Raw genomic sequence first — 26,924 nt, 5'->3', positions numbered from 1 at the left:
CTCTATTTTTTTGGAGGAAAATCATGATTGCAGAAACGCGTTTAAGCAAGAAAACATATTTTGAAGAACTGGCACCGGATACCGGAGTGCACCCGGTCCAGGTATTAGGGACGATGCTGCTTGATGAGCATGTAAAAGAGGATGGGGATGCGTCGGAAATACGCTTTGCCCAGGGTGAGGTGTACTTTCACAACAAGGATTATGAAGCAGCGATTTTTAAATGGGAGCATATCACGAGCGGGCTCGCTCAGTGGGCAAGAAAAAACATGGCCGATGCTTATATGGAGCTTGGTATGGATGCTTCTGCTTTGGATTTATATAAAAGCATCGAGACGGATAGCCTCGTATTAAAGGTTGAGGTAGCCTTGCAGCTGTTCTCTTTGTACCTGCAGCAGGAAAAGCAGGATGCAGCGGTTCATTCCATCAAAAAAGCGGTGGCGCTCGATCCGGATTATCAGAATATCTCATTAATTGCCCGTGCTTTTTTTGAAGAGCATAAGGATTGGGAAAATGCTGTGGAGCTTGCTTCAAATGAAACGATTCGCACTCAGTCCCTCGAATGGGCAGATGTTCTTAAGTCATACATAGACCGCGGACTGACAGAGCGGTTCGAGCCTTCCTATTTTAATGATGTTCTTGTCAGCCTGTATCAGGTCAGCCCGGGGCATTTTGAGGAGCTCGTTCTCTCTTTATGGAATTCGTACACAGGACAGCCTGCTTATTTGCCATGGCTGATTCATTTTAATCAAGTCTTTCAAACGCTTGAAGGTGAGCAGACGCATTCCTGGAGAAAGCTGTCGAAGCAACATGAGGAAACGTATCTTCATTTGATCAGCGGCCATTACACGACGAAGGAGCTTTCAAGCGTACTGCCCGGCTTCCTCGTTAACTGGCTGATAATGTCAGAATCCAATCATGCCATTCTGTCATCAGCGGCAGTTCTCGCCTGGAATGATCTTTTTCCGGACAGCATCTCCGGCAATCAAGTTTATCAGGCTGAAAACCTTGTAAGCTGGAAAACGAATCATATTTCCGGCTTGGAAGAAACCGTGGAACTGTTTGACGCAGTCAAGAAATGGAGTCTTGAAAATGAAGTGGAGATCGGCCAGCAGGCAAACTGGATGGTCGAGGAGCTGCTCGATTTGAACACACGCCAGCTGTTAGTCGCCGGTTCAGCAAGCTCGGGGAAATCCTCCTTTATCAATTCAGTTCTTGATGAGCCGGTGCTTGGTGAGGAAAGCTCAACCGTTGTGATTGTGAGAGACCATCATGAGACGGAAATCAGAGAAGTGACGTCAGGCCTTAAGGCAGACGGTACACAGGGAAGCGAACGCTTTATTGAGTATAGCCTTCCTTCTGCGTTTTTAAGAAAGCATGGCTTGGCGATGATTGATTCCCCTGGATTCAACAGCCGGATGGGCGGAAGAAATGAAGTGCATCATTATGTGAATCTTGCGGACAGCCTGCTGTTCATTCTCTCTGCCAATGCTCCGTTCACTCAACAGGAGGCTGAGTTCCTCTTGAGGATCCGTGATCTTGCTCCTTCCATGCCGATCCATTTCCTTTTGAATAAAATGGACACCATTTATGGGGAGGAAGAAGCGCTGAGGGTATTGGAAGATACAGAGGAAAGAATTGCAGCGGTCTTCCCGGATTCAAAAGTGTTTGCCTATTCTTCGCACTATAAGAGCAGTCAGCAGCTTGCCAGGTTCAACGAATTCCTGAATGTGAATTTCGAGCAGGCAAGATTGGAAAACCGCGTGGCTAAGCTGCTTTATATCATCCGGACGACGATTACGGATCTTTTCGATAAGCGTCTCGATCATGAGCGTGCTCTTGAGAAATCCATTGCCTGGAATGAGGATATGGTCTCTAAGCTGAATGGAGCCATTCATCAGCTCGAAGATTTAGAAAAAGAAAAAACGGCAGAAATACGCCGCTATTTCCATACAGTAAAGACTGAAATCAGGCAGGACATGACGGTGAAAATCCCGGAAATGATCCGCGGCTGTTCGAAGCTTGTGCGTGAGGACAGTGATTTCGGAAAAATTCATTTGCAGCTGAACGAAGAGATGAATCAGCGCATCCAGCTTTACATGGAGGATACGGTCCTGCCGATGTACCGTGATTCCCTGCATGAATGGATTGCATCTTCCCATGAAGAACTGATGCACAGCCAAGCCTTCCTTGATGAAATGAGCTCCGGCTTCAACAAGCTGTTTGAAACAGACCGGATGGAGCTTGCCTGCGATTTCAGAGTCGTAGATGACTGGCGTCGCGACGTGCAGCGGATGACAAGCGGGGTTCAGCTCGAAAAAGTAAATATTCTTCTGCGTCATACGCCTTCCCAGTTTATTTTGAAAAGTGCAGGGAAGCTGATCAATGCCATTGCCCAAAATAAAACCGTGATGGTCAACCGCTATACGCAATACATTGAGAATGAGGATTACACGGAGCTGACAGAATCCATCATTACTAAATTCCTGCTTCCGTTTGACGTATTTGAAAATGGGATTGACCGCGACTTGTCGCTGTTCTTCCATAACCCGGACGATGTCCTGAAACAGACGGTTATTGAAACACACGCGGAGATCTCAGCAAAACAAAGCAAATTGCTGGATATGAAAAATAATCAGGGGACATTCAAGGAGTCTCTCACTCTCTTCGAATTGCGGCTTCGCCAATACGAATGGATGCTTCTTGGCAGCCGCTAAGATGATCATTGGCAAAAAGAAACCGGGCAGCGGCGGTCTGCCCGGTTTTTTCCCCGTTATCCGTGACATCCTGGAGCCTTAAAACGATCAGCGCGAATAGGAAAAACCCGCCTGATGAAATTTCACTTTATGCGATTTCTCTTTTAAGTGGTAAACTAATAGAAAAGAACATATTGGAGGGATTCAATTGACCGGACACATTGAATACGTAACGGTTGCTCAAAGCGGAGAAAAGCCTTTGCAGCTTCAAGTGAAAAGACTGGCTTTTTATAACCGGATGAGAATTGCTGAAACAGTCCACCCGGAAAAAGGCACCTGCTATTTGTTCTTCTATCAAAATCAATTTTTGACCGGCAAGCATACCACTCCCAAAAAAGGCTCTATGCTGAGCAGGGCGTTCCGCAACGGAATCGTTCTTGATGCTCCCCATCCCCTCATTGATGCACTGTTTACCCCCCCGCAGGTTTTCCAGTTAAGGACGGTAACCCAGCTGTTCAAGTCCCTTTCCAAACAGCTCACTCCCCAGGAAACCGTCTATATTCTTTCCCATTTCGATTCGTTTGTTTCAAAAGATAAAATTACCGAGGCCTGCAAGTCGTTTTTCTTCCAGTATAGGAGAAGCGGCCAGTTCAGGATGGCCCACCAAGTTCTTATGACACTTCTGGATGCAGATTCAAAAAACCAGTGGGCTAGTGAATTGTCCCAGCATATGGATTACTTGAAATACCGGCTGCTGTACGAAGGCGGGTATACAGAGATGAAGGCAATCGATCCGCTGCATGCTGAAGTGCTTTGCCGGAAGAAGAAAAAAACAGAACCTTCCTTTACAAGACTGCAGAAGCTCCTTTCCGAGCAGAACAGATGGATGGATCAAGCAGCTCTTTATATCAAGTATTTTAAAAATGAAGAGGAACCTTCACCTGAATACTATGAGCAGTTTACGAAGCTGCTTGCCGCTCATTTTTCAAACAGGGAGCGCGCCATTATTTTATGGGATACATGCAAAGATCAGGTAAAGGATGGGAAGGCGCAGCAGGATTTAGTGGATGCCCTGTTAAGCGATAACCGGCTTGAGGATGCAGTTTCCGTCCTTATCGGCTCTCAGGATTGCAATTCGGAACAGCTGATGGCGCTGTTATCAAATCCTGATCTGGACTATAAGAGACTTGACGAAGAAAAGTTCCAGACCTTCTTTATCAGCCTGGAGGACCAAAAGGCTTGCGGGCAGCTGCTTCGGATTATGGTGCCGAATATGCTGAAGCATCGGGAATTTTCAGCGGTATTAAGCTGGCTTCTTCCCATTCCTTCTCTCCTTACGGAAAACTTTAAAAAAATGGCTGCCTACCAGGATGACCCGGAACAGCAGCTTGAGCTGGGAAGACTTTATGTGGAGCTGAAGCAATATCAGAAAGCAATTGATTGCTTCAGCTGGGAGATGGAATTGAATCCGTCCAACCCTGAACCGGTGCAGTGGCTTTCGAAAACCTATAAAGAGATGGGTATGTCCCAGGAAGCAAAGGCCTACATGTCCGTTTTACATACGATGCAGAAGGCCTCCAACAGCTAATAGGCCTACATCACGCTGCCGCCTGATATTTTTATCGATTCACCGACGATATTGCCGGCAGCATTGATGAGCAGAAACAAAATAGTTTGTGCCACTTCCTCAGGAGTGCTGATTCGACCGGAAGGGATACCGGCTTTCGCTGCTTTCAGCTGTTCTTCATAGCTGCGTCCCGATATTTCACCTTTCCGTTCAATGCTGTCCCGTCCCATTTTCGTATCCACATAGCCAGGGCATACAGCATTGACGCGGATACCATGTTCAATTGCTTCTACAGCAAAGGACTGAGTAAATCCAATCAGCGCAAATTTAGAACCGGCGTAAGCACTGTTTCGAGCTGTTCCGCGCAGCCCTGATAAGGAAGAGACATTCACTACAGCTCCACCATTCGTTTTCCGCATCTCTCTGTATACTGCCTGAGTAATAAGAACAGTAGAGGTAAAGTTTAATTCCATAATTCTTCTCAAATCCTGTTCATCCAGCTCATCAAGGGAAGCACCGCCGGCAATACCGGCTCCGTTGACAAGACCTGTGATCGGACCGTTCTCTGAAATGGCTGCATCAATGAGGCTCTGCCGGTCATCGGCATCATCCAGATCGGCACTGAACAGGAAAACGTTTGACAGAGGACTCAGCTCCTCGCATTCTCCTTTTAAGAGAGAGAGTTTATCTTCATTCCTTCCGGTAATCGTCAGGTGAGCACCGGCTGCAGCACATGCCTTTGCTGTTTCATAGCCGATCCCGCCGGTTGCACCGGTAATGAGGATATGCTGCTCTTTTAATGCATCCTTTGAAAAAATGGTCATCATTGGGCCTCCTTGTTATCGATAATACCCACATTCCCTTTCCAAATGAGGGGGAAACACACAAGTGCTAGAGTGTTTTAATCCAAGCGTTTAAGGTAAATAGAAACGAAAAAGAAGAGAGAGGGATCATGTTGATAGGAAATAAAGACATCGTGACAGGAATGCTTGTGGATGTTGAAACCACAGGATTGTCACCTAAACAGGATGAAATGATCGAGATTGGAATTTTGCTGTTCCGATATAATCAGGCAGCGGATGAATTTTTAGAAATTGAAGAGAAGCACTCTTATTTGAGAGAGCCGCAGTCTTCGGGTGCTCTCGCCAACTATCCTTTTGCACAGCGCGTTCACGGCATTCCGTTTGAGGCTGTGCAGGGGCAGGCTTTCGAGGATGAACGGGTACAGGAGGCTTTTGCAAAAGCGGATTTCGCCATGGCACATAATGCCTCCTTCGATCGCAGCTTCATTTGCACGATGTATCCGGAAGCTGCCGAGCTGAGGTGGCATTGCACGGTCCGGCATATTCCATGGAAGGAATACGGTTTTTTGAATTCCAAGCTTCTTTACCTTGTACGGCAGCATGGTCTCGGTACGTCCCAAACCCACCGTGCCCTCGATGATGTCATGCAGCTGCACGCGCTTCTTCAATGCAAAAACGAAGATCAGGAAACCTACCTCAAAGCTGCGCTGTCACGCAGGCCAATGGGGAAATACGGGGAGAAGAAAACCGGATACAGACGGTTTGGAACAAGATAAGAATAGGAAAGGGCCGGCTGGTTATACCAGCCGGCCCTTTCCTATTGGCTATTCTCCTAAAATCTCCTGTACACGCCCTACTTGTCCATCCTGAAGCCGGACTTTGATGCCGTGCGGATGATTCGGGGAGTTGGTCAGGATATCCTTCACCGTTCCCTCTGTCAGCTTCCCGGTACGCTGGTCGGCTTTCAGAACGATGTTCACCCGGATTCCGGGCTTGATGCTGTTTCTCTGGCGGCCGTCCATCATTAGACGCCCGTCCGACGGCGCTGATTGTTTGGTTTTTTCGTCAGCTGATTCGTCATTTTCTTTGTGGATTTAACAAGTCCATTATCTGCTTGTCCTCCAGCCTGTTCTTGCTTCTTGGCAGCGAGCTTGTTTTTCATTGCTTCCTGCAGGCTCATCTTCGCTTTCGGCTGTTCTTCCGTTTGCTTGCTGTTCTCATTCTGGCTCATATAATGGCCCTCCTTAAAATATTCTTGTAACAATTTTCTTTGAAAACTAAAAAAGTACTGATTCTACCCGATAATACTAATATCCCGTCTATACAGGCCATAACCTCTGGTGCCAGATATATTGCCCATATTCGCCTGATATACCTGTAAACGATAGGCATCTTAACTATTCTTGATGCTTGAAGTATAACGTAATAAAACGAATTGCAGTGCGCACTTCGCATGAAAAAGAAAGTAAAGGAAGATGAATAGTGGATCCAAATGGGGTAGATCATCTAGAAAACTTTGTAGATCCCTTCATCTACGGAGTATGTGCAATTCTTAGCATGCTAAGCGTACTTGGAATTTTGGCTTATTCCATCAAACTGAAAAATCATCCAAAAGCCTCTATTCTGGAAAAAATCAGCGTATCATCAGGAATCGGATGTTTATTTTGGATAACTCAGATTCTATTTTACACCTCTTTGCACTTTTCGGTTAGTCCCGATGTGACGAACTTGTTGTATTTGCCTGCTTTTATACTCGTGATTTTCTTTTTATTTCAATTTATCGGCAGCAGAAAGGCTGGGCAAACAGGGCACAGCCATTACGCCAAGTTTTGTATTTATTTGACTTGCGCTCTTTTGGCAGCTGATTATGCCGGCTTCTATCCTATCTATAAAGGCCAGATGGATATGAACTTTCTGTTAATCATCATTTGCGCAACGATTATGGTGGGAATCGTATTTTCAGGGGCCCAGCTTTTATTTATTGTCCTGGATGAGGAATCAACCCGGTCAGCCATGTATTGGGGACTGGTAGGAAGTATCCTCATCGGCAGTGCGCTTTCCGTTTTTCCTTACATGGTGATTCTATCCGTTCTTTCAGTCAGTGATCAGCATCATCCATTTGTTCTGCTGCCCTATACAATCGGGTTAATTTCAATGGCAGCACTTGAATTTATTCCATCTTATTATTCCTACCGCAAGCTCAATGTAAAAAAGGAGGAGTATGCTTCCCTTTATCAAAATAACCTGGATGCAGTATTTACCCTCAATACCAAGGGGATCATAACCGGATGCAACCGGGCAGCGGAAATACTGACTGGTTATATAGAAAAAGAGCTGCAGGGCGAGAGTTATTTGCTGCTTGGATACAGTGAACAAATTAACAGTTTGTATGTGACTAAAGCGGTGGCTGGCGAGGCGTTTTCCGTAGACGTTGAAATTAAAATGAAGAACGGGAATCCGCTCACCGTCATTGCCTCTATCATATCGATCACAGCCCATGGGAGGGCGACAGGGATTTATGTCATCCTAAAAGACATAACGAAAATTAAACAGGCGGAAGAAACCATTCAGCAGCTCGCTTTTTATGATGATCTTACAGGGCTTCCTAACCAAAAGCGCTTCAAATATTTGGTCAGTCAAACCAAGATTCCGTATACACTCGTTTCCATTTCTATTGTGAATCTGCAGAGCATCGAGGAGCTTTATGGCGAGAGAGCTGCAGCGGAAGTGATTAAGGCAGCGGCGGAGAAATTGAAATACAGTATGCCGGAGGGTTCGATTCTTGGCAGTACAGATCCGGGCATTTTCTCGCTCGCTCTCTTTGGCAAAAAACCGGGGGAATTAAACAGTTCCTATTTTTACGCGCTGGAAAAGCCGGTCTGCTATAAAGAGACCTTTGTGAATATCACAGCTGCCGCAGGAGCTGCTGTCTACCCTGAGCACAGTGCCAGCCATGAGGAAGTATTTAAATATGCGAGCATGGCCCTGAATGTGGCTAAAAACAGGAGTAACAGCAAGCATCTCACGTTCTCGAATGAACTCAATGAACATTACCATCGGGAGCTCTACACGGAGAATGAGCTAAGAAAAGCCATCCTGAATGAAGAATTGACTGTTCACTATCAGCCGAAATTCAGCCTTGAAACCGGTCAGTATAATAGTGCGGAAGCGCTTGTCAGATGGATTCACCCTGAATTGGGACCCGTATCGCCTGCTGTCTTCATCCCAATAGCAGAAAAAACGGGGCTAATCCGCGGCCTGGAAAAATTCGTCCTGAGAACGGCTTTTCTGCAAATGAAGCAATGGAAACAAATCGGTTATCCGTTTCAGCGTGTAGCCGTGAATTTTTCCCATTATCATTTTTACGATGACGGAATTGTAGACACTGTAAAAGAAATACTGGAATTGACAGGTCTTGATCCTGAATGTGCCGAGATTGAAATCACGGAGAGTGCCATGATTGAAAATAAGGAAGAAACAATCAGCAAGCTGAATGAGCTGAAAAAACTCGGCATCAAAATCAGCCTGGACGATTTCGGAACGGGGTACAGCTCCTTAAGTTATCTGCAGGAGCTTCCAATCGATGTGCTGAAGATCGACCGGTCCTTTATTAACAAAATCAACACGAGCAAGCAAAGCAATGCGATTCTTTCGAGCATCATTGCAATCGCGAAAGACCTAAATCTTGAAATCGTCGCAGAAGGGGTCGAGACAAAAGAGCAGCTGGAATTCCTTGAAGCGCTTCACTGTCCATCTATACAAGGCTTTTATTTCAGCCCGCCGCTTCCGCCGTCTGATATGGCTGCATTATTAACCAATCCAATTGGACATAAATAAAACCTTTCCGCTCGGGAAAGGTTTTATTTTATATGTTTTTTGCCATTTTCCTGACAGCTTTTTGAAGAGAGCTTTCCATTTTCATTCCTGAGAAATCAATGCCAAGCTGGATAGCCGTCTGAGCAACCTCCGGCCTGATGCCGCATATGACCGTTTCTACTCCAATGAGTCTGAGAGCTTCAGCCAGCTGGAAAATTTCCTTTGCTACCATCGTGTCGACGGTTACAACTCCTGATAAGTCCAGAATCAGGATAGAAATCCCCGAATCGATGCTTTGCTGAAGCGACGATTCCATAATATTCTTTGCCCTGGCCGTGTCAATGTCACCGATAATCGGGAGAAGCCCAATATCGTCAGTCAGTTCAATGACAGGTGCGCTAAGTTCCTTAATAAGGGATGACTGTGCTTCAAGGCGCATTATCATAATTTTCATGAATTCTTTCGTAAAAGATTCAATCACATAATCCAAGGCTGTATTCAATTTCTTCTCCCAGTAGAACAGGTCCTGGATTGTAATAGGAAGGTTCGTTTCTGAAGTGAATCGCTCAATAAACTGCCAGAAAATCCGGCGGAATATGCCGAAATTACGGGTAACCTCTGCAATCGATGTCCGTGACTGGGCCCTGTCGGCAGCTGTCTTTTTAGTCCAGGCTCCAATGGTTTCTTTCATCTCTTCATTGCTCTGATCAAGAGATTTGGCGACAAGTCTCACATAGTTGGAGATATGTTCTTTGATTTTCTCCGTGATTTGCGGAGGAGCATCAAGAGAATAATCGGATCCGGTTTTAACCGACTGGTGTGTGAACCATTCTTCCGTAAATTGTGGAGCCTTTTCAACGATGAACTGATAGAGTGCTTTTGCTTTTGTTTCCATAATATCTCCTTGGAAGGTAAGTCATGCTTTACTTGATCGGCGCCTGCGAATTTAAGCAAAGAATCATAATACTAAAAGTATAACAGATTTAAAGGTGTGTTTACCTTTTTAATAGGATTGGGAGACCAATGGCGGCAGATGCTTTCCAGCCGTCAGGATCCTTTTTAAAAACAATAACCGTTTCAAAAGTCCATGTCTCATTGGATTCAGCACGGGAAGCTCCAATCAGCGCATATACAGCGGCTTTTCGCAAATCTTGCCCGGTCTTATACACCCTCGCTTCTTTTAATGTTAGAGTATATGGGAATTGTTCAAATACTGCGATCGTGTTTAGTCTCTCAGCCTCGTAATCAAACCCTTGTGCTGTTTTTGACAGAGTGGCCATATACCGGTCCAAATCCTTCATTTTCAACGCATAAAAGTGGTCGTTGAGAACAGTGAAGATTTCTTTCTCATCTTCTTTAGGAAGCCTTTGGTTAATCGATCGCGCCTTTTTAATTGAATGCCCGCTCGTTTTTTTCAAAGAATCCTCCTGAATCAGGACAGGTTCTTTCGGTTTTAGAGAAATAGTGGGATTTACTGGCTTAACAGCTTCCTGATCTGTCATTCCGCAGCCGCCGAGATTGAATAAAAAGAGTATAAGTACGGATAAAATTCGTTTCATGATGCGTCCTTTCAAGCTATATATAGTGAGTCTTTTGGCACAATCTTATCGTTTCTCTATCATGAGTCTAAAATCCTGCTTAAAAAGGAAAAAATAGTATAAAAGGCAGGGCGCTTTCAAAAAATTGTCCCTGCAGGCTTTTTCGGATACACTATAGGTGCTTCATCAATGTAAAAGCAGGGAGATTAATAATGGATAAACAACTAACCTTTACATATGAAATTATGGATGTTTGCCTGCTGGCTGGAAAAATCATGCTTCAAAGCGGGGCGGAAACATACCGGGTTGAGGATACGATGACAAGGATGGCAGCGGCTTTCGGCTTTAGCCACTCCCATAGCTATGTAACGCCGACCGGGATTATTTTTTCAGTAGAGGGCAAGGAACCAACGAAAACGAAGCTCATCCGGATTGCAGAACGTACGACTGACCTTGAAAAGGTAGCACTTGTCAATGGAATCTCACGGAAGATCAGCAGCGGTGAGTTTACTGCAGATGAGGCCTATCAGGAATTAAAGATTGTAGAGAGGGCAAGCCATACTTACCCCCTATGGGTACAGAGTGTGGCCGCTGCTGTCTCTAGCGGCTGCTTCCTCATCATGTTTATGGGGAAATGGCCGGACTTTTTGCCTGCTGTCATTGCCGGGGGAGCGGGATTCATCAGTTTGATTTATTTCCACAGGCTTGTACCGATTAAATTTTTCTCGGAATTTCTTGCTTCGTTCATCATCGGGCTGCTCGCCTTTTTATTTGTCAAAACGGGGGCTGGAATGGAAGTCGATAAAATCATTATTGGTTCCGTAATGCCGCTCGTTCCCGGGCTTTTAATTACAAACGCCGTAAGGGATTTGATGGCCGGCCATCTCGTTTCGGGGCTTTCAAAAGGGGCAGAGGCCTTCTTAACCGCATTTGCAATCGGTTCGGGAATCGCCCTCGTATTTTCTATTTTTGCAGGGATAGGAGGATGACCGGTATGATTGAACAACTCATTACAAGCTTTATTGCCTCGGCTGCGTTTGGGATGATATTTAATGCTCCGCGTAAATCACTGATGAAGTGCGGTTTCGTTGGCATGCTTGGCTGGATCATTTATTACATGATGGTTGAAAATCAATTGGATACGATTTTTTCAACTGTGGTCGCATCATTTGTCATTGCGGTAACCGGCCAGATTTTTTCAAAAATTTATAAAACACCTGTCATTATATTCAGTGTTGCCGGAGTGATACCGCTTGTCCCTGGCGGCATGGCTTATGATGCAATGCGCAACTTTGTGCAGAACGACTATAACATCGCAATCAGCTTAGCGGCAAAAGCCTTTATGGTATCCGGATCGATCGCCATCGGACTTGTATTTTCCGAGGTCATCAATCAGGCAATTAGACAGACTCAGCTGAACAGGCTGAATAAAGGACAGGGCAGGTAAGTATAAAAGAGGATTGACTTCCTCTACCCAGTTGCACTACAATCTGTAGTGTGAGGTGGATCGTATGAAAATTAATCGCTTCAAATCGAATGAGACGGGATTAAACCGCTTTTTCGGTCCGCTCGAGGCAAAAATCATGGATATTCTCTGGTGCCGCGAGGAAATGTCCATTAAAGATGTGCAGGAGCAGCTTGAAAAAGAAAAGCCCATTAGCTTCAACACCGTCATGACTGTCATGAAAAGACTTCAGGAAAAAGAAGTACTGATCAAAAGAACGGAAAAAAGAACATCCTTTTACAAACCGGCCATGACGAGGGAGCACTTTCTTCAAACGCAGTCGAGAGAACTTACCCATGACCTGCTGGATGAATTCGGCCCTCTTGCTGTCAGCCATATGCTTGACGCCCTAGATGAAGCCGATCAGGAGCTTATCAGCAGACTCGAAGATAAGCTGAAACAGTTGAAAAAGGACGTGTAATCATGTGGGAGAGACGTTCAAAACGAATATTTGGATTCGCTGTCGTGCTTTCAGGACTACTGATTCTACAGATGGCCGTTTACGCTTACCAGCTGCTGTGCCAGGGTACATTCGGGGTCAATATGTATAGGGCGTGCCACAGCCTGTTTAAACAGATCGGGCTGTCATCGGTTGCGGTTACGCTTGATGTGCTGATTGTATGTACCTTGATCAGTCTTGGGTATCATTTGTCAAAGCAGTACCTTTTATATAAAAGGTTTTGCCGGAAGCTTGCGATGAGCAGGAATGAGATGGAAAGCAAACAATTAGAAAAACGCTTCGGACACAAGATTTCAGTAATCGATCAAACGGAACCTGCAGCCTTCACGGCAGGTTACTTCAGACCCGTCATTATTGTATCTTCCGGTCTGCTTGAACTGCTGAACGATCAGGAGCTGCAAGCAGTCATCTATCACGAACAGTTTCATCAGAGTCAAAGAGATCCATTGAAGAAATGGATTCTTCAGTTCATTGCACGAACACTTTGGTATATTCCAATTTTTAAATGGTGGCAAAAGCACTACGAGCTGACAAAAGAGGTGCTTGCAGACCGCTTTGCCATCCGGGAATCCGGCAGCATAGCCGGCTTAAGCCACGCTTTGCTGAAAATGATGAAGTGGGGGAAAACAAACAATAGCCCGCATACGGTTTCCATCAGCGAGACCGCGATTAACTACCGGATTATGCATTTGCTTAATCCGGAAACAAGCGAACCGGTGAAAACACCGCGCTCAGCCGTTATTGCATCCGTCCAGGTTGTTATGGTTTTGGCGGGAATGTTCATCATCTCGCCATAACTTTTTTTATAAACAACTACACTACGCAATGTAGTGTGTTGTAAAATAAGGAGGAATGTATCATGCTAAACCATATTGGAACACTCATCATCCGCTTTGTCCTGGGAATCATATTTATCCTTCACGGGTACATGAAGTTTGCTGGAGGCATCGAGCAGACAGCTGAATTCTTCGCAAGTCTCGGTCTCCCTGGGTTTATGGCATACGCCGTGGCTGTAATCGAACTGGCAGGAGGAATTCTGATCCTGATTGGACTCGGAACAAGGATTGTGTCCGTTCTAATTGCAATTATTATGCTCGGAGCCATATTTACGGTAGGATTGAAAAAGGGATTTATCGGGGGCTACGAATTGGACGCGGCTCTTCTTGCTATGGCGCTTAGCCTCGCCTTTACAGGAAGCGGGGCATACTCCGCAGAAGGTCTGTTGAAAAAACGCAGCCGCTCCGCATCATGAAAAGTACAAATAGGAAGTGAGCAAATGGAAGAGAAACAACAAGACAAAAATACATTTTCACAAAAGCCTTTCGTATTCGGGCTCCTTTTCGCGATTCTTTTAGCCATCCTGATCGGCGGACTTTTCGTCGGCTATAACAAGTCATCCATGAGCAATCCGGGCATCATTTCATACAAAAATGAGCCCTACTTAGGAGATAAAGATGCTCCGGTGAAAATTATTGAATTCGGGGATTACAAATGCCCAGCCTGCAAAGGATTCAATGATACGTTCTTCAAGCAGATTGATAAGGAACTGATTCAAACCGGAAAGGTGCAGTTTTTCTTCTTCCACCATCCGTTTATAAACGTAGATTCCTACCGTTCAGCTGAATTCTCGGAGAGCGTCTACAAGGTACTGGGAAACGATAAGTTCTGGGAATTCCATAAAAAGCTTTATGATGCTCAGCCAAGTGATCCTGAAGCCGAAAACAAAGATATTTATAAAAAGGATTACCTGATGAATCTTCTTAGTACAATGGCAAGCAAAGAAGAAGTGGACAAGGTCGTACAATCCTATGATAAAAAAGAAGGCAAGCTCGCCTCCAACGAAGATGATGCCCTCGCTACACAGCTTGGCGTTACCTCTACACCATCGCTTTTCGTGAACGGGAAAATGTTCCTCGGACGCGACATGAAGGATTTAAGGACGCGGGTAGATGCGGCAGCGAAAGAAGAAGGGAAATAAAAAAAGACAGGCACCGTGCCTGTCTTTTTTTATGTGATAATATACTAAAATCTGGATCTCAATGCTAAAAATAACCCATAGAAAAATTAAAAGAAGTCTGTCTTACCTAAAAGGGGGAGTCGAAATGGTGCCGCAATCCGCTATACTGGGGCTTGTTTTTCAGCTGGCCGTGTCCGTCATCCTGCCGGTGGCCGGGTACATATTATTAAAAAAGAAATACAAGATTTCGTTTCGTCCTGTTTTAATAGGGATTCTTATTTTCTTCGTTTTTGCTAATGTGCTGGGAGGTTCGTTTAACCAATTCATTTTGGTCACGAATAAAACAACCTCTCAAATCGCTGATCAGCCTGTACTCTTCGCGATATACGGAGGCCTTTCTGCGGGCTTTTTTGAAGAAATGGGAAGGTTTATCGCGTTCACCTGGCTCCTGAAATTGTATCGGGAGCGAAAGGACGGCCTGGCTTACGGGCTTGGTCACGGAGGAATTGAAGCACTTCTGATTGGCGCGCTTGGAAGCATTCAGATGATTTCCCTGGCGATTCTGCAGAACTCCGGTAAACTTGAGGAAACAATTGCTGCTCAGAACCTCCCTCCTAAAGTCCTGAACCAGCTGACGTCAGCGCTGACGGAGCTAACCTTTCCGCTGGCATTCATGGGCGGACTGGAGCGTGCGGCTGCATTTTTCATTCAAATCGCCTTATCATTGATTGTGCTTTACGCAGTCAAAAACAAAAAATACATCTATGTACTTGCAGCCATTCTTCTGCATGCCCTCATCGACTTTTTCCCTGCCCTGTATCAGGCTGGAGCGATGAATTTGTATGCAGTGGAAATTATTATATATGTGATTGGGATTGGCGCTTTTCTCATTATAAGGAGTTCTTTTTTACGAGATTGATACATCAATGGAGCGAAAAGGACCATAATAACAGAGGAGCTTTGCACAGGTGCAGAGCTTTTTTCAATTTCCAGCACATATCGGAATCAAAATATTTAAATAATTTCCTTCATAAGGATATGATAGGAGTAACAATCCATACATAGAGAAGGGATAACATGAACAGGGTGTTTTCATTTTTAAAACCGTACAGGCTGCCGGCAGGACTTGCTTTAACGCTCATGCTGGTGGAATTGGCCGTTGAATTGGCCCAGCCGCTCATTATCGCACGAATGATTGATCAGGGGATTTTGCAGAAGGATATGGGGGTCATCTGGCTGTGGGGAGGCGTGCTGCTAGCGATGTCCATTTTCGCCTTTGCAGCCGGTGTAACGAACTCTTTTTTGGCGAGCAAGGTGAGTCAGGGCTTTGCTTATGACCTTCGCAGCAGCTTATTTAAAAAGGTGCAGTCCTTTTCTTTCTCCAACCTGGATGATTTTCAGACATCCTCTTTAATTACAAGGGTAACCAATGATGTGAATACGATCCAGATGACCGTGTTTATGAGCCTCCGGATTATGCTGCGCGCACCATTGCTGGTAATCGGCGGAACCGTTATGGCGCTTTTTGTGAATGCGAAGCTTGCCCTCATCCTTGTCATTGCAATCCCCGTCCTTATTTTTTTCCTCCTATGGGTGCTGAAGACGGGAGGCGTGATGTTCCGCGCTGTACAGGAACGGCTCGATAAAGTGAATGGCGTGATGAAAGAGAATCTGGCAGGCATGCGTATCATTAAAGCCTTCTTAAACTCTCGCTACGAAATTCAAAGGTTCACAAGTGCAACGGAGGATTTAAGGAAAAGAACGACGACCGTTTTACGCCTGATTGAAATGACCATGCCAATTCTTTATTTTGTCATGAATGCGGGAATCATTGCGATTCTCTGGTTCGGCGCAGGGGAGGTAAGCAGCGGGGGAGCGAAAGTCGGGGAAGTCGTAGCGATTGTGAACTACTCTTTAAGGATTACAGCGGCGATTTCGATGTTCTCATTTATCATCATGGCCTTCTCCAGAACGAGGGCATCGTCACAGCGTGTTTCGGAGGTGCTGGAAACAGAGCCTCATCTGCATGATCTTCCCTCCTCCAGCCGCTCTCCCGAAGTGACGGATGGAAGTGTGGAGTTTCAAAATGTAACGTTTTTTTACCCAGGAAGCGAAACCCCAGTTTTGAAAAAAGTGAGTTTTACAGCCGAAAAGGGGTCGACTACCGCCATAATGGGGGCAACAGGCTCAGGAAAATCAACCCTTTTTCAGTTGATTCCAAGACTGTATGACGCGACGGAAGGCGAGGTTTTCCTTGATGGAGAAGAAGCGGGGCAATACCGGCTTCAAAATTTAAGGGAGCAAATCGGCTACGTCCCGCAGGAATCCATTCTTTTCACGGGAACCGTTAAAGATAACATTGCTTGGGGAAAGCCTGCTGCCTCAATGGAAGAGATCATTCAGGCAGCAAAGGACGCCCAGATTCATGAAACAATCGAGAGCCTTCCGAAAGGCTATGACACAGTTGTCGGGCAAAAGGGTGTCAATCTGTCTGGCGGGCAGAAACAAAGGCTCTCCATAGCCCGGGCGCTCATTCGCAAACCGGCCATCCTGCTCCTCGATGACAGCACGAGCGCCCTGGATTTGAAAACAGAAGGCAGACTTCTCAAAGCGCTCGGTACTTATTCATGCACGACCTTTCTTATAACCCAAAAAATCAGTACAGCTGCAGCCTCGGATCAAATTCTCATTCTAGATGACGGAGAGCTGCTGGAGTATGGTCCACATGAAGAACTGCTCCGAACATCGGATATTTACCGCCGGATTTGGCAATCTCAAATGAAGGGGGAACGAATTCATGAGACCCTCTAATCATCAGCTAAAAGGAACGAAGCCGCCGCGGCCAAATAACTGGCCGGCGGTCGTAAGGCGAATTTGGAATTACATGGACGGCAATAAAGGCCTGCTTGTTATGGTCGTTTTGATGGTAATTGGAAGCTCCGCACTGGGCCTGTTAGGTCCATATCTGATCGGCCAAACGATTGATATGTATATTGTCCCGCTAAAAACAGACGGGCTGGCAGTCCAGCTGCTGCTTTTGATTATCGTATATGCAGGCTATTCGCTCGCCACTTGGCTGCAGAACTTTTGGATGGCAGGCATCGCCCAGCAGGCCGTCTACCGAATGAGAGTCCAGCTTTTCGAGCATTTTCAAAAGCTGCCGATCTCATTTTTTGATAAGCGGCAGCATGGGGAGCTGATGAGCAGGGTCACAAATGATATGGATAATGTCAGCCAAACGCTGAACAGCTCAGTTATCCAAATTCTCTCAAGTTTGCTTACTTTAGCCGGAACCGTCATCCTCATGCTGATTTTAAGTCCGGTCCTGACCGCACTTTCCATGGTCATCATTCCCCTCATGGTGTTCGGAATGAAGTGGATTACAAGCAGGACAGGGAAAAAATTCAAGGAGCAGCAAAAGCACCTCGGTTCATTGAACGGATACATCGAAGAAACGTTCTCAGGCCAAAAAATCGTCAAAGCTTTTTCCCAGGAAGAGCGGGTAACGGAAGAATTCCTCGATCGCAGCGCCAAGCTCCGTGAAGCAGGTTTTTGGGCACAAACGTACTCAGGCTTTATTCCAAAATTGATGAACGTACTGAATAACCTCAGCTTTGCCATTATCGCAGCAGCCGGCGGCTATATGGCGATTAAAGGCTACATTACGATCGGCACAATTGTTATATTCATAGAATATTCAAGACAGTTCACCCGTCCGCTGAATGATCTGGCCAATCAATTTAATACCATTCTCTCAGCCGTTGCCGGGGCAGAAAGGGTATTTGAAATATTGGATGAAAAAGAAGAAGAACAGAAAGAACAAATTCCTCTGTCTTCAGGGATTACAGAAGGCGACGTTGCATTCCGGGATGTTTCATTCGGCTATGATGACGACCATCTGATTTTGAAGGACATCAGTTTTCATGCATCAAAAGGGGACATGGTCGCGTTTGTAGGCGCTACCGGAGCAGGCAAAACGACCATCATCAACCTGCTGTCGCGCTTTTACGATCCGAGTGCCGGAACGATTCAGATCGATGGACAGGAAATCACCAAAATCAGCCGCCCCGACCTGAGAAAAAACATGGGCTTCGTTCTGCAGGATCCCTTTCTTTTCGAAGGGACCATCAGAGAAAACATCCGCTATGGCCGCCTTCACGCCTCAGACCAGGAAGTAGAAGAAGCAGCCAAGCAAGCCAATGCCCACTCCTTCATTATGAGGCTGCCGAAAAAGTACGAGACGGTTCTAAAACAGGATGGAAGCGGAATCAGCCAGGGGCAAAAACAGCTCCTATCCATTGCAAGAGCCATACTTGCAGATCCCGTGCTGCTCATTCTTGACGAAGCAACGAGCAGCATCGATACAATCACCGAGCTGAAAATACAAGATGCCCTTAAGCACTTAATGAAGGGCAGAACAAGCTTCGTCATCGCCCACCGACTGAACACCATTCAGCAGGCTGACCAAATCATCGTCCTTGACCGGGGAAGGATTGTTGAAAAAGGTACACATGAACAGCTTCTTTCCAATGAAGGAGCCTATTACAGTCTGTACCAATCGCTTGAGGATATTAGTTAATGTTCCATCATATGCTTAGAATGTAGAGATGGAGGGAATAAAGTAACAAATATCCATTAGCGGGGGCGTTAAAATGAAAAAAATGACAGAATGGCTCGAGCATACAGCAAATTGGTTCGGCCGTAAAACAATATCAGGCATCTTTCATACGAGTCTTTTAGAGCACAACCTAAAAGAACAGGAAACTGTACGCAAATGATGAATTTGCCGCGTACATTCCTGTTCTTTTTTCTTTTTAAATAAAGGAAGGCACTGCCCCTTATAAGCAGTGCGAAAAAGAGTGAGAATAGGTTTTCCTTTAAAAAAGGTATCCTCGTCAATATCCTATGCGAATTATTGGTTTGTGCGACCAAAACAAAAAAATAATTTTTCTATAATACCCAAATAAACATTGCAATATTCACTATAACGTGTTTTATGATTTACAATAGGATTTGAAGTGAGGTCATGCCTGTCATGGAAAACCGAATTAAAGAAGTCAGGAAGTGCAATGGCGATACTCTTCAAAGCCTTGCAAAAAAAGTGAATTATGATTATAGCAATCTTTCTAAAATTGAACGCGGTCTTTATGTACCCACTATTTCTCTTCTGAAAAAAATAGCGGAAGTATACGAGGTCGATATAAGTGATTTGCTTGTAACGGAGAAGCGCAGCAAAGAAGTCATAGATCTTCAGTCCAAGAACCTTTTAGTCAAGTATGACCTTGAGCTTGACGGCCGGAAGGTATCTCCAGATGAGATCAGCGTCATCACGTCCATCATTCGCAAATTAAGAAACGCTGCTGCCCAAAACAGCTAAGGGGGTTGGGGGAAGTGATTTTGTGACGAACCCCAATAGTTTTAGCCCATGACGCCCCCGTGATATACTGAATGCGGAGGTGTTTTGCATGCGTTTAGAAAATAAAAAAATTATTCAGCTGGTCAGCAGTGAATTTGAAGATCTTGAGCTATGGTATCCGGTACTCCGCTTACAGGAAGAGGGCGCCACTGTTCACATTGCTGGAGAAAAAGCCAATGAAACCTATATAGGGAAATACGGTGTCCCTGTGACATCGGACATTTCCTTCACCGACGTAAAACCCGAAGAATACGATGCAATCCTTGTACCTGGCGGCTGGTCACCGGACAAGCTGCGACGCTATCCCGAAGTACTCGAAATGGTGCGCTACATGGATCAGCACGAAAAACCGATCGGTCAAATCTGCCACGCCGGCTGGGTCCTGATATCCGCCGGAATCCTAAAAGGCCGGAACGTTACAAGCACACCTGGGATCAAAGATGATATGACCAACGCCGGCGCCATCTGGCACGACGTCGCCGTCATCACCGACGGCCATATTGTCTCCAGCCGCAGACCTCCAGACCTTCCGCAATACGCCAAGGAATTTGCCGATTTGCTGGCAGGGGAATAGATGTGGGAAGCTTCCTTTAATTAGGGGGCTTTTTTTGCTTGTGAGGCTGGATTGTGGATACGGCGATGACTGTGCGAGACTGTGCACTGACCCCCGTTTCGCTAAAGGGTTAAACCTCCGTCCCCGTATGGAGGGAGGCTGGTTGGCTGAAGGGCGGAGGAGACATGTGCTCTGTCCCCTGGTGCGGTGATGGATTGGGGGTCAGTGCATTGCACTGACCCTCAATTCGCTAAAGCAATAAACCTCCGTCCCCAAAAGAAGGCGGACTAGGGCGGATACGGGATAGCCGGATTGCAGCTCTGTCCCCCGCTGCAGTGATTGGCTGGGGGTCAGTGCAACAGCGGAAACGAAGCGCCTGACCCGCACTCTGCTAAAGGATAAAAGCTCCGGCACCGCTTCTCCAAACCGTTGGGGTGCAACGGTTCATCTGCTGTCGTCTTTGTCCCCGTTTGCGGTGAAGCAATAGGGGACTGGCACGGTGCCAGTCCCGCTGTTCTCTATCAAGCTAAAGCTCCGGCACCTGCTCCCCAATCCCTTGCGCCTCAAAAGGCCACAAGCGGCTTCCTTTGTCCCCACATGCGTTAAAGCAGCGCGGGTCAGGCGCCGCCGTTCACCTCCCATCCGTTCCACCAGCTTCCATCGGTAACTTCGTCCACCCGTCCACAACCACCCTTCCCCAACAAAAAAAGAACCGCCAACTAAGCGGTTCCAAACATTTAGCCTTTATTCAGCAGCAGCGGGAGACCTTTCCGCCTTTCGCATTGTAGCGTTCCTCCTGGGCTTCGCAGAAAAATTCTTTTCGGGTTTTCACGGGTTCGCCTGGATGCTTGGATGACATGTGCGCAACGTATGTTTCATAGCAGGGAACGCCGACGAGCAGGTTTAGGAATTGTTTGCGGTGGCTGAATATACCGGCCATCTTTTTAAGCATAGTGTTTGAATTCTCCTTCCTCGCGCGGAATGTACGGCGCTTCGTGAAGGGTGACGTCCTGTTTTTTGAATACACGGATCCACATTCTCACAGATGAGATGAGAACAGCGATAACGACGAGCATGAAGATGGCGCATAGGGCGGCATCAACGTAGTCATTTACGATGATTTGGTTCATTTGAGCCTGGTTGGCGGCAGGAGCCAGAACTTCTCCTTTGCTTCTTGCATCACTGAATACTTTAGCGTGCGACAGGAAGCCGATTTTAGGATTTTCGTGGAAGAGCTTTTGCCAGCCAGCCGTCATGGTAACGATCAGGATCCAGGTGGTTGGAAGGAGCGTTACCCATACGTAAGCTTTTTTCCCCATTTTAAAGAGCATGGTGGTACCTAGGAGCAGGGCAATTCCGGCAAGCATCTGGTTTGCGATTCCGAAAAGCGGCCATAGGGTGTTGATTCCTCCGAGCGGATCAATGACGCCCTGATATAGGAAGTAGCCCCAGCCAAGGACGCATATTGCAGTAGCGATGATGTTGGCAGGCAGATAGTCAGTTTTGGCAAGCGGCTTATACACTTGTCCCAAAAGATCCTGGATCATGAAGCGGCCGACGCGGGTACCGGCATCAATGGTTGTTAGTATAAACAGCGCCTCAAAGAGTATGGCGAAATGGTACCAGAAGGCCATTAGTGCTTTTCCGCCAAGGAAGCTTGAGAAGATGACGGACATTCCAATCGCGAGAGTCGGTGCCCCGCCTGTTCTTGATTGAATGGTCTCTTCCCCCACGTCTTTGGCAAGCGTGGTTAAATCATCCGGTGTAATGGTAAAGCCCCAGCCGGATACAGTCGCAGCGGCTGAAACGGCGTCCGTTCCGATCACGGCAGGAGGGCTATTGATAGCAAAATAGATCCCGGGAGTCAGTACGCACGCAGCAATGAGGGCCATCATGGCAACAAAAGATTCCGTCAGCATTGCCCCGTACCCAATTGGTCTTGCATGGCTTTCTCTTTCAATCATTTTAGGAGTCGTACCGGATGAAACGAGAGCATGGAAGCCTGAAACGGCACCGCAGGCGATTGTAATGAATAAGAACGGGAAGAGGTTGCCGGCGAAAACCGGGCCTGTCCCATCGATGAATTGAGTAGTAGACGGCATCTGAAGATCAGGTGCCACAACTAAAATTCCAATTGCCAACCCAGCGATGGTACCTACTTTTAAAAAGGTGCTTAAATAATCCCTTGGAGCAAGAAGCAGCCAAACAGGGATAACGGATGCGATAAAACCGTAGGCAATCATCATGATTGCAATTGTTTCTCCGTTAAAGGTAAACATTTTGGCAAGAGCAGGATTAAGAGATACATATTGTCCGAGCATAATAGAACCAATTAGCAGAACGCCGCCGATCACTGAGCCTTCCCCAACCCGGCCCGGCCGGATGTACCGCATGTAAATTCCCATGAAAACAGCGATAGGAATTGTGGCGGCAATGGTAAACATTCCCCACGGACTTCCAATAAGCGCTTTTACTACGACAAGAGCAAGAACAGCGAGAAGAATAATCATGATTCCCAGGATTCCGACCATGGCAATAACGCCTGTAACGGGTCCAATCTCTTCCTTGATCATTTCTCCAAGAGACTTTCCTTTCCGTCTCATTGAACCGAATAGAATGATAAAATCCTGTACTGCTCCGGCAAGCACGACCCCAGCCACGATCCAGATGGTCCCGGGAAGGTAGCCCATTTGAGCGGCAAGGATTGGACCGACAAGCGGCCCTGCACCTGCAATCGCAGCAAAATGGTGGCCGAACAGCACCCATTTGTTTGTGGGAACGTAATCCTTCCCGTCATTTTGCGTTTCTGCAGGTGTCTTGCGGTTGTCATCAAGCTCGAACACCTTTCTTGCTATAAAACGGCTGTAAAAGCGATATGCAACTGCGTATACACTGAGCGCAGCAACAAGAAGCCAGATGGCATTAATGGATTCTCCCCGGTTAAGAGCCAGAACGCCAAAGCCTGCTGCCCCCGCTGCTGAAATGATGCCCCAAATCAGAATGGACTTTATGGCTTTCATATGTACATTCCCCCCCTTTGTCATCTCTACAGAGTAATTGTATTATACTATTCTGAAAATTTAAATAAATATTTAGCTTTTGGGGAATAAAATCTTCCAGACTGCTTTACAAGTGAATCAGTCTGGATAACCCTTCAATCCCGAGAAAATAAGTATCCGGCATATGATTGCCCGCAATAGATCCAGTATCAATCGTAAAAGTGAAGGGAGTTTGCACATGCTGATAAAAGTATTTCAATTTAGTAATAGGGTTGTAGACAAAAATGGGAGGGAGCTTCGGCACGAGGTCCGCTGTATTTACAAAGCGAATGCTGTTTGGAACAAGCTTGTCATATAAAGAGGCAAACTGCCCGTCCCCGACTCTTGGTGCTCCATAGTTGTACATTACAATGGACCTGAAACCTGAATTAGCCGCTGCATCTGCCGCGTGAAGCACTGCGAGTGCCCCCCCAAGACTGTGTCCGGTGATAAAAAGGTTTTTTTCCTTAGCAAGGCTATGATAGGCCTGGAAAATTTCGTCACGGCAAGTGGAATAAATGGACTGAAACCCTTGATGAACAAGACCCGCGTTCTGAATATATAAATAGGGAGCCTGCCTTATGGTCGCGTCTGCAATCCAATCTGCATCAGACTGGGTACCCCTGAAGGCAATAACCACTGCATCCTCTGACTCCAGGATAAATCCGAACCACTCCGGAATGCTGTTTGCACTGGCTTTAAAGGCTTTAACGAGTGTAAAACCCGGTACCACTTCCACAGGTCCGTTATTAAGGAATTGCCGGTATGAATAAACACACATATGAAGCAAAAATTCAGCGAGATCCTTATTATAAAAAGGTTTTTTTCTCCACATAGTCATGTTGTTAATACCCCGCTTCAATAGGCTTATGCATTACCATACGCTGCTGAACGTAAGAAGTGCCTGTATGAAGCTGTACATAAAAATACCTATTGAAAAAAGGGAAATTCGTATCAGCTGTCGTATTTAATCGGTTAAGTGAGAGCTTCACCGTATTCCTTCTCTTCGATTAAGAAAGTGTTTACTGCCCGTTAACAGGGGAAAATATAGCTGCGGGGTAGAAATGATGATCATAGAAAAATTACTGCTGCATGTTCTAATTGTGCTGGCTCCAATTCTGATCCACAGTTTGTTTTTCTCTGACCGCCAGATTGGACGGCCGTCTTATTTTATTGGGATGCTGCATGGTCTTACCGGATCATTATGCATGCTGTTTGCTTACGAAAGTTTCGGTCTTTATTGGGATCTGAGGTATGTACCGCTTGTTCTAGCCACACTTTACGGGGGGATGCGCGGCGGTCTGGTCGTTTTGGCTGCTCTTCTTCTCACAAGAACGTATCTTGGCGGAGATGCTCTTGTTTTTGGCTACTTGTCCTCCTTCCTGGCAGCTGCAGGTCCTATGCTAATCGTGTTCAGATTTAATAAAGCAGAGACAAAATGGAAAAGGGTCAGATGGGCGATACTGGCGGGGCTCTGGCCTGCATTTGTTCAGCTATGTATTCTTTTCACCTATATTGGTGTTTCTGACAAATACGAATTTCTTCCATCGAAACTGATCTACTTTATCGTCATTTTTGGCATTATCCAAGTGATCGGTTCAGGTTTTGCCGCCCTTCTCCATGAAGCGAGTATTGAGAAATACCGCCTTCAGGAAGAAATTTTCAGATCGGAAAAACTGAACACACTTGGTGAGATGGCCGCTTCCATTGCTCATGAAGTAAGAAACCCGCTTACAGTTGTTAAGGGGTTTTTGCAGCTCATGCAGGCTGATGATAAGAAGGGGCAGCATACGTATCTGCCTCTCGTTCTGAGTGAATTGGACAGGGCCGAGTCCATCATCAGCGACTATCTGAACTTTGCCAAGCCTCAGATCGAGAAACTGGAAACGTTTGAACTGGGCGGTTTCTTAAAGGATGCTGTACAGCTGTTAAACCCCCTGGCTTTGAAAAAAGGGATCGTATTAAGCTGTCAGACCGATGCTCCCATCACTCTGGAAACAGATCGTAATCAGCTTCGCCAGGCTATAGTGAATCTTATTAAAAATGCCATTGAAGCAACACCGGAGGAAGGCAGTGTCATGGTTTCCATGACATCCTATGGATCGGAAGCAGAGATAAAGATTGCGGATACAGGGATAGGCATGACAAAGGAGCAGCTAGCCAAGCTCGGAAGCCTTTACTATACAACGAAGGAAACAGGGACAGGACTCGGAACGATGGTTTCTCTCGGCATCATTGATGCAATGGGAGGGAAAACGGTATACTCAAGCCAGCCTGGCAAGGGAACGGTCGTAAAAATCTGTCTGCAGGCAAAAGCATACAGTTCGTAACACGCATTTTTTTGCAGGAGAGGAAAACGGAAATGGGACTAACTTTCAAGATTGCCTCTGAAAAAGAACGATCGGAAATATATGAACTGGCAGGCGAAAACAGGCGAGAAGCAACGAACTCCGTTTCAGATGACAACCAGCAAAAAATGATTGAAGCATACGAGCATTCAGCGGGCTATGATGCTTATTTTGTCTGCTTAATGAACGGGGAAACACTGCTGGGGTGGATCATGATTGATCGGGCATATGACTTGCTGACGGGGGACGAAGTTGGCTGGATCAATGATTTATATGTGAAAGCCGCATACAGGAAAAAGGGATATTCTAAATTATTAATGAAAGAGGCATTTGAGGAATTTAGAAAAAACGGATACCGTGACGTAAGACTGAACGTTTACACCCATAATACAAAAGCGATGAACTTATATGAACAAATGGGATTCCAAGACATTAACAAGTTTATGAAAATATCATTATAGAAAACAAAAAGACCATAATCGGAATTATGGTCTTTTTGTTTGGCTGAAACTTATTTTTTATAAACTTTAATGGTTACCTTTTTTACTCCCCATTTAAGAGCGGTGCTCTTGGATGAGAAGAAAACATCGATTTTTCCTCTTTTAATGGCGCTTCCTTTATCGGCTGCAATCGCTGTACCGTAGCCTGGTACGTATACTTTGGAACCGAGCGGAATGACTCTCGGGTCAACGGAAATTACTTTTGCGCCAGGATTTTTCTTTAAGTTGATGCCGGTTGAAGTGATTCCGCTGCAGCCTTTGCAGCTTGCTGTATAGGCTGTTGCTGTAACGGTATATGTTTTATAGGCCCCTTGTGGAGCAGCTGATTTCGCAGGTGCTGATTTCTTGGAGGTAGACGGTGAAATGGTCAACTTTTGATTTGCTTTAATAACGTCTGTTTTCAATTTGTTCCAAGATTTGATTTGATTCACAGTAACTTTATGCTTCTGAGCAATCTTCCATAGAGTATCCCCGGATTTAACTGTGTAGGTGGCTGCGAAGGCATTGGCTGAGAATCCAAACGACAAGAACAAAACTGCACTGACTGTCAAAATAAACTTCTTCAAAAGTCCTAGTCCCCTTTATGTATATGATGGCTAATATTACTAGATTAATATGACAGGTTTGTTTCAAACAGTTTCTATTTATGTTACAAAAATATTTCATTTAGTAATATTAGGTTTGAAATTCGTAAAAATGAATCCTTTTTGAGGGCTGGTATGAAAGATTTG

The 26,924-nt window shown here is 45.8% G+C and carries 27 protein-coding genes; 18 read left to right on the top strand and 9 right to left on the bottom strand.

What is annotated here, in order from left to right:
* The first annotated feature begins 23 nt into the window (after window positions 1–23).
* Together AS29_RS12840 and AS29_RS12830 are read left to right on the top strand one after the other, a co-directional pair.
* Window positions 24–2,714 (top strand): dynamin family protein, encoded by a 2,691-nt coding sequence (locus AS29_RS12840; protein ID WP_035407443.1) that lies wholly within the window; start codon window positions 24–26, stop codon window positions 2,712–2,714.
* 187 nt (window positions 2,715–2,901) lie between these two features.
* Window positions 2,902–4,281: a tetratricopeptide repeat protein gene (locus AS29_RS12830; protein WP_035407435.1), complete on the top strand. Its 1,380-nt coding sequence runs from the start codon at window positions 2,902–2,904 to the stop codon at window positions 4,279–4,281.
* 5 nt (window positions 4,282–4,286) lie between these two features.
* On the opposite strand, the gene AS29_RS12825 is transcribed toward AS29_RS12830, so the two are convergent.
* Window positions 4,287–5,084, bottom strand: a complete 798-nt coding sequence (locus AS29_RS12825; RefSeq protein ID WP_035407432.1) for an SDR family NAD(P)-dependent oxidoreductase — start codon at window positions 5,082–5,084, stop codon at window positions 4,287–4,289.
* Window positions 5,085–5,212: 128 nt separating this feature from the next.
* Here AS29_RS12825 and AS29_RS12820 point away from each other — a divergent pair, with 128 nt between their 5' ends.
* Window positions 5,213–5,839 carry an exonuclease domain-containing protein gene (locus AS29_RS12820; RefSeq protein WP_197491608.1) on the top strand — a complete coding sequence of 209 codons (627 nt, stop codon included), beginning with the start codon at window positions 5,213–5,215 and terminating at the stop codon, window positions 5,837–5,839.
* A gap of 48 nt (window positions 5,840–5,887) precedes the next feature.
* Here AS29_RS12820 and AS29_RS12815 read toward each other — a convergent pair whose 3' ends face one another.
* On the bottom strand, window positions 5,888–6,085 hold the full coding sequence (locus tag AS29_RS12815; RefSeq protein WP_066099064.1) for a YwbE family protein: 198 nt from the start codon (window positions 6,083–6,085) through the stop codon (window positions 5,888–5,890).
* A gap of 2 nt (window positions 6,086–6,087) precedes the next feature.
* Window positions 6,088–6,294 carry a hypothetical protein gene (locus tag AS29_RS12810; RefSeq protein ID WP_035407425.1) on the bottom strand — a complete coding sequence of 69 codons (207 nt, stop codon included), beginning with the start codon at window positions 6,292–6,294 and terminating at the stop codon, window positions 6,088–6,090.
* 251 nt (window positions 6,295–6,545) lie between these two features.
* On the opposite strand from AS29_RS12810, the gene AS29_RS12805 reads away from it, so the two are divergent.
* Entirely contained in the window at window positions 6,546–8,900 is a 2,355-nt protein-coding gene (locus tag AS29_RS12805; protein WP_035407422.1) for a sensor domain-containing protein, read from the top strand.
* Window positions 8,901–8,928: 28 nt separating this feature from the next.
* Here AS29_RS12805 and AS29_RS12800 read toward each other — a convergent pair whose 3' ends face one another.
* The gene (locus AS29_RS12800; RefSeq protein ID WP_035407419.1) at window positions 8,929–9,774 is read right to left on the bottom strand and encodes an STAS domain-containing protein; all 846 of its coding nucleotides are present in this window, start codon (window positions 9,772–9,774) and stop codon (window positions 8,929–8,931) included.
* Window positions 9,775–9,874: 100 nt separating this feature from the next.
* Window positions 9,875–10,438: a hypothetical protein gene (locus tag AS29_RS12795; protein ID WP_035407416.1), complete on the bottom strand. Its 564-nt coding sequence runs from the start codon at window positions 10,436–10,438 to the stop codon at window positions 9,875–9,877.
* Window positions 10,439–10,629: 191 nt separating this feature from the next.
* On the opposite strand from AS29_RS12795, the gene AS29_RS12790 reads away from it, so the two are divergent.
* The 12 genes from AS29_RS12790 to AS29_RS12740 all read left to right on the top strand — a co-directional run bounded on the left by AS29_RS12790 (window position 10,630) and on the right by AS29_RS12740 (window position 20,328).
* The gene (locus tag AS29_RS12790; protein ID WP_035407414.1) at window positions 10,630–11,406 is read left to right on the top strand and encodes a threonine/serine exporter family protein; all 777 of its coding nucleotides are present in this window, start codon (window positions 10,630–10,632) and stop codon (window positions 11,404–11,406) included.
* A gap of 5 nt (window positions 11,407–11,411) precedes the next feature.
* The gene (locus tag AS29_RS12785) at window positions 11,412–11,864 is read left to right on the top strand and encodes a threonine/serine exporter family protein (protein WP_035407411.1); all 453 of its coding nucleotides are present in this window, start codon (window positions 11,412–11,414) and stop codon (window positions 11,862–11,864) included.
* Between the two features lie 64 nt (window positions 11,865–11,928).
* The gene (locus tag AS29_RS12780; RefSeq protein ID WP_035407408.1) at window positions 11,929–12,342 is read left to right on the top strand and encodes a BlaI/MecI/CopY family transcriptional regulator; all 414 of its coding nucleotides are present in this window, start codon (window positions 11,929–11,931) and stop codon (window positions 12,340–12,342) included.
* Window positions 12,343–12,344: 2 nt separating this feature from the next.
* A complete protein-coding gene (locus AS29_RS12775; RefSeq protein ID WP_035407406.1) occupies window positions 12,345–13,178 on the top strand; it encodes a M56 family metallopeptidase in 834 nt (277 codons plus the stop codon).
* A gap of 62 nt (window positions 13,179–13,240) precedes the next feature.
* Window positions 13,241–13,633, top strand: a complete 393-nt coding sequence (locus AS29_RS12770; protein ID WP_035407402.1) for a DoxX family protein — start codon at window positions 13,241–13,243, stop codon at window positions 13,631–13,633.
* Window positions 13,634–13,657: 24 nt separating this feature from the next.
* Complete coding sequence (locus AS29_RS12765) at window positions 13,658–14,359, top strand: DsbA family protein (protein WP_035407399.1); 702 nt, start codon at window positions 13,658–13,660, stop codon at window positions 14,357–14,359.
* 124 nt (window positions 14,360–14,483) lie between these two features.
* Window positions 14,484–15,257 carry a YhfC family intramembrane metalloprotease gene (locus AS29_RS12760; RefSeq protein WP_035407396.1) on the top strand — a complete coding sequence of 258 codons (774 nt, stop codon included), beginning with the start codon at window positions 14,484–14,486 and terminating at the stop codon, window positions 15,255–15,257.
* A 158-nt stretch (window positions 15,258–15,415) separates the two neighbouring features.
* On the top strand, window positions 15,416–17,149 hold the full coding sequence (locus tag AS29_RS12755) for an ABC transporter ATP-binding protein (RefSeq protein ID WP_035407394.1): 1,734 nt from the start codon (window positions 15,416–15,418) through the stop codon (window positions 17,147–17,149).
* A complete protein-coding gene (locus tag AS29_RS12750) occupies window positions 17,136–18,917 on the top strand; it encodes an ABC transporter ATP-binding protein (protein ID WP_035407391.1) in 1,782 nt (593 codons plus the stop codon). Before AS29_RS12755 ends, AS29_RS12750 begins: the two co-directional genes overlap by 14 nt.
* Window positions 18,918–18,990: 73 nt before the next feature.
* The gene (locus tag AS29_RS21905) at window positions 18,991–19,116 is read left to right on the top strand and encodes a hypothetical protein (RefSeq protein ID WP_269449396.1); all 126 of its coding nucleotides are present in this window, start codon (window positions 18,991–18,993) and stop codon (window positions 19,114–19,116) included.
* A gap of 257 nt (window positions 19,117–19,373) precedes the next feature.
* Entirely contained in the window at window positions 19,374–19,715 is a 342-nt protein-coding gene (locus AS29_RS12745; RefSeq protein WP_035407819.1) for a helix-turn-helix transcriptional regulator, read from the top strand.
* A gap of 88 nt (window positions 19,716–19,803) precedes the next feature.
* On the top strand, window positions 19,804–20,328 hold the full coding sequence (locus tag AS29_RS12740; protein WP_035407388.1) for a type 1 glutamine amidotransferase domain-containing protein: 525 nt from the start codon (window positions 19,804–19,806) through the stop codon (window positions 20,326–20,328).
* A gap of 727 nt (window positions 20,329–21,055) precedes the next feature.
* Here the strand turns inward: AS29_RS12740 and AS29_RS12735 are convergent.
* From AS29_RS12735 to AS29_RS12725, 3 genes are all read right to left on the bottom strand, one after another.
* Window positions 21,056–21,259: a YbdD/YjiX family protein gene (locus AS29_RS12735; protein WP_035407385.1), complete on the bottom strand. Its 204-nt coding sequence runs from the start codon at window positions 21,257–21,259 to the stop codon at window positions 21,056–21,058.
* A complete protein-coding gene (locus tag AS29_RS12730; protein ID WP_035407381.1) occupies window positions 21,252–23,327 on the bottom strand; it encodes a carbon starvation CstA family protein in 2,076 nt (691 codons plus the stop codon). Before AS29_RS12730 ends, AS29_RS12735 begins: the two co-directional genes overlap by 8 nt.
* A gap of 106 nt (window positions 23,328–23,433) precedes the next feature.
* On the bottom strand, window positions 23,434–24,186 hold the full coding sequence (locus AS29_RS12725) for a lipase family protein (protein WP_231889940.1): 753 nt from the start codon (window positions 24,184–24,186) through the stop codon (window positions 23,434–23,436).
* A 226-nt stretch (window positions 24,187–24,412) separates the two neighbouring features.
* On the opposite strand from AS29_RS12725, the gene AS29_RS12720 reads away from it, so the two are divergent.
* Entirely contained in the window at window positions 24,413–25,675 is a 1,263-nt protein-coding gene (locus tag AS29_RS12720) for an ATP-binding protein (RefSeq protein ID WP_035407378.1), read from the top strand.
* Window positions 25,676–25,707: 32 nt separating this feature from the next.
* On the top strand, window positions 25,708–26,154 hold the full coding sequence (locus AS29_RS12715) for a GNAT family N-acetyltransferase (protein WP_051860665.1): 447 nt from the start codon (window positions 25,708–25,710) through the stop codon (window positions 26,152–26,154).
* Between the two features lie 50 nt (window positions 26,155–26,204).
* Here AS29_RS12715 and AS29_RS12710 read toward each other — a convergent pair whose 3' ends face one another.
* Window positions 26,205–26,759 carry a LysM peptidoglycan-binding domain-containing protein gene (locus AS29_RS12710; protein ID WP_035407376.1) on the bottom strand — a complete coding sequence of 185 codons (555 nt, stop codon included), beginning with the start codon at window positions 26,757–26,759 and terminating at the stop codon, window positions 26,205–26,207.
* Window positions 26,760–26,924: the final 165 nt, after the last annotated feature.

This window comes from Bacillus sp. SJS, assembly GCF_000732485.2.
Taxonomy (GTDB): Bacteria; Bacillota; Bacilli; order Bacillales; family Bacillaceae; genus Metabacillus_B; species Metabacillus_B sediminis.
The sequence above is the reverse complement of the archived record's forward strand: the minus strand, read 5'-3'. Positions and strand labels throughout refer to the sequence as shown.

Bases quoted from the DNA above. Each gene is read 5' to 3' on its own strand.
- AS29_RS12840 (WP_035407443.1), top strand. From the start codon at position 24: ATGATTGCAGAAACGCGTTTAAGCAAGAAAACATATTTTGAAGAACTG.
- AS29_RS12825 (WP_035407432.1), bottom strand. From the start codon at position 5,084: ATGACCATTTTTTCAAAGGATGCATTAAAAGAGCAGCATATCCTCATT.
- AS29_RS12820 (WP_197491608.1), top strand. From the start codon at position 5,213: ATGTTGATAGGAAATAAAGACATCGTGACAGGAATGCTTGTGGATGTT.
- AS29_RS12815 (WP_066099064.1), bottom strand. From the start codon at position 6,085: ATGGACGGCCGCCAGAGAAACAGCATCAAGCCCGGAATCCGGGTGAAC.
- AS29_RS12810 (WP_035407425.1), bottom strand. From the start codon at position 6,294: ATGAGCCAGAATGAGAACAGCAAGCAAACGGAAGAACAGCCGAAAGCG.
- AS29_RS12800 (WP_035407419.1), bottom strand. From the start codon at position 9,774: ATGGAAACAAAAGCAAAAGCACTCTATCAGTTCATCGTTGAAAAGGCT.
- AS29_RS12795 (WP_035407416.1), bottom strand. From the start codon at position 10,438: ATGAAACGAATTTTATCCGTACTTATACTCTTTTTATTCAATCTCGGC.
- AS29_RS12790 (WP_035407414.1), top strand. From the start codon at position 10,630: ATGGATAAACAACTAACCTTTACATATGAAATTATGGATGTTTGCCTG.
- AS29_RS12785 (WP_035407411.1), top strand. From the start codon at position 11,412: ATGATTGAACAACTCATTACAAGCTTTATTGCCTCGGCTGCGTTTGGG.
- AS29_RS12780 (WP_035407408.1), top strand. From the start codon at position 11,929: ATGAAAATTAATCGCTTCAAATCGAATGAGACGGGATTAAACCGCTTT.
- AS29_RS12775 (WP_035407406.1), top strand. From the start codon at position 12,345: ATGTGGGAGAGACGTTCAAAACGAATATTTGGATTCGCTGTCGTGCTT.
- AS29_RS12770 (WP_035407402.1), top strand. From the start codon at position 13,241: ATGCTAAACCATATTGGAACACTCATCATCCGCTTTGTCCTGGGAATC.
- AS29_RS12765 (WP_035407399.1), top strand. From the start codon at position 13,658: ATGGAAGAGAAACAACAAGACAAAAATACATTTTCACAAAAGCCTTTC.
- AS29_RS12760 (WP_035407396.1), top strand. From the start codon at position 14,484: ATGGTGCCGCAATCCGCTATACTGGGGCTTGTTTTTCAGCTGGCCGTG.
- AS29_RS12755 (WP_035407394.1), top strand. From the start codon at position 15,416: ATGAACAGGGTGTTTTCATTTTTAAAACCGTACAGGCTGCCGGCAGGA.
- AS29_RS12750 (WP_035407391.1), top strand. From the start codon at position 17,136: ATGAGACCCTCTAATCATCAGCTAAAAGGAACGAAGCCGCCGCGGCCA.
- AS29_RS21905 (WP_269449396.1), top strand. From the start codon at position 18,991: ATGAAAAAAATGACAGAATGGCTCGAGCATACAGCAAATTGGTTCGGC.
- AS29_RS12745 (WP_035407819.1), top strand. From the start codon at position 19,374: ATGGAAAACCGAATTAAAGAAGTCAGGAAGTGCAATGGCGATACTCTT.
- AS29_RS12740 (WP_035407388.1), top strand. From the start codon at position 19,804: ATGCGTTTAGAAAATAAAAAAATTATTCAGCTGGTCAGCAGTGAATTT.
- AS29_RS12735 (WP_035407385.1), bottom strand. From the start codon at position 21,259: ATGCTTAAAAAGATGGCCGGTATATTCAGCCACCGCAAACAATTCCTA.
- AS29_RS12730 (WP_035407381.1), bottom strand. From the start codon at position 23,327: ATGAAAGCCATAAAGTCCATTCTGATTTGGGGCATCATTTCAGCAGCG.
- AS29_RS12725 (WP_231889940.1), bottom strand. From the start codon at position 24,186: ATGACTATGTGGAGAAAAAAACCTTTTTATAATAAGGATCTCGCTGAA.
- AS29_RS12720 (WP_035407378.1), top strand. From the start codon at position 24,413: ATGATCATAGAAAAATTACTGCTGCATGTTCTAATTGTGCTGGCTCCA.
- AS29_RS12715 (WP_051860665.1), top strand. From the start codon at position 25,708: ATGGGACTAACTTTCAAGATTGCCTCTGAAAAAGAACGATCGGAAATA.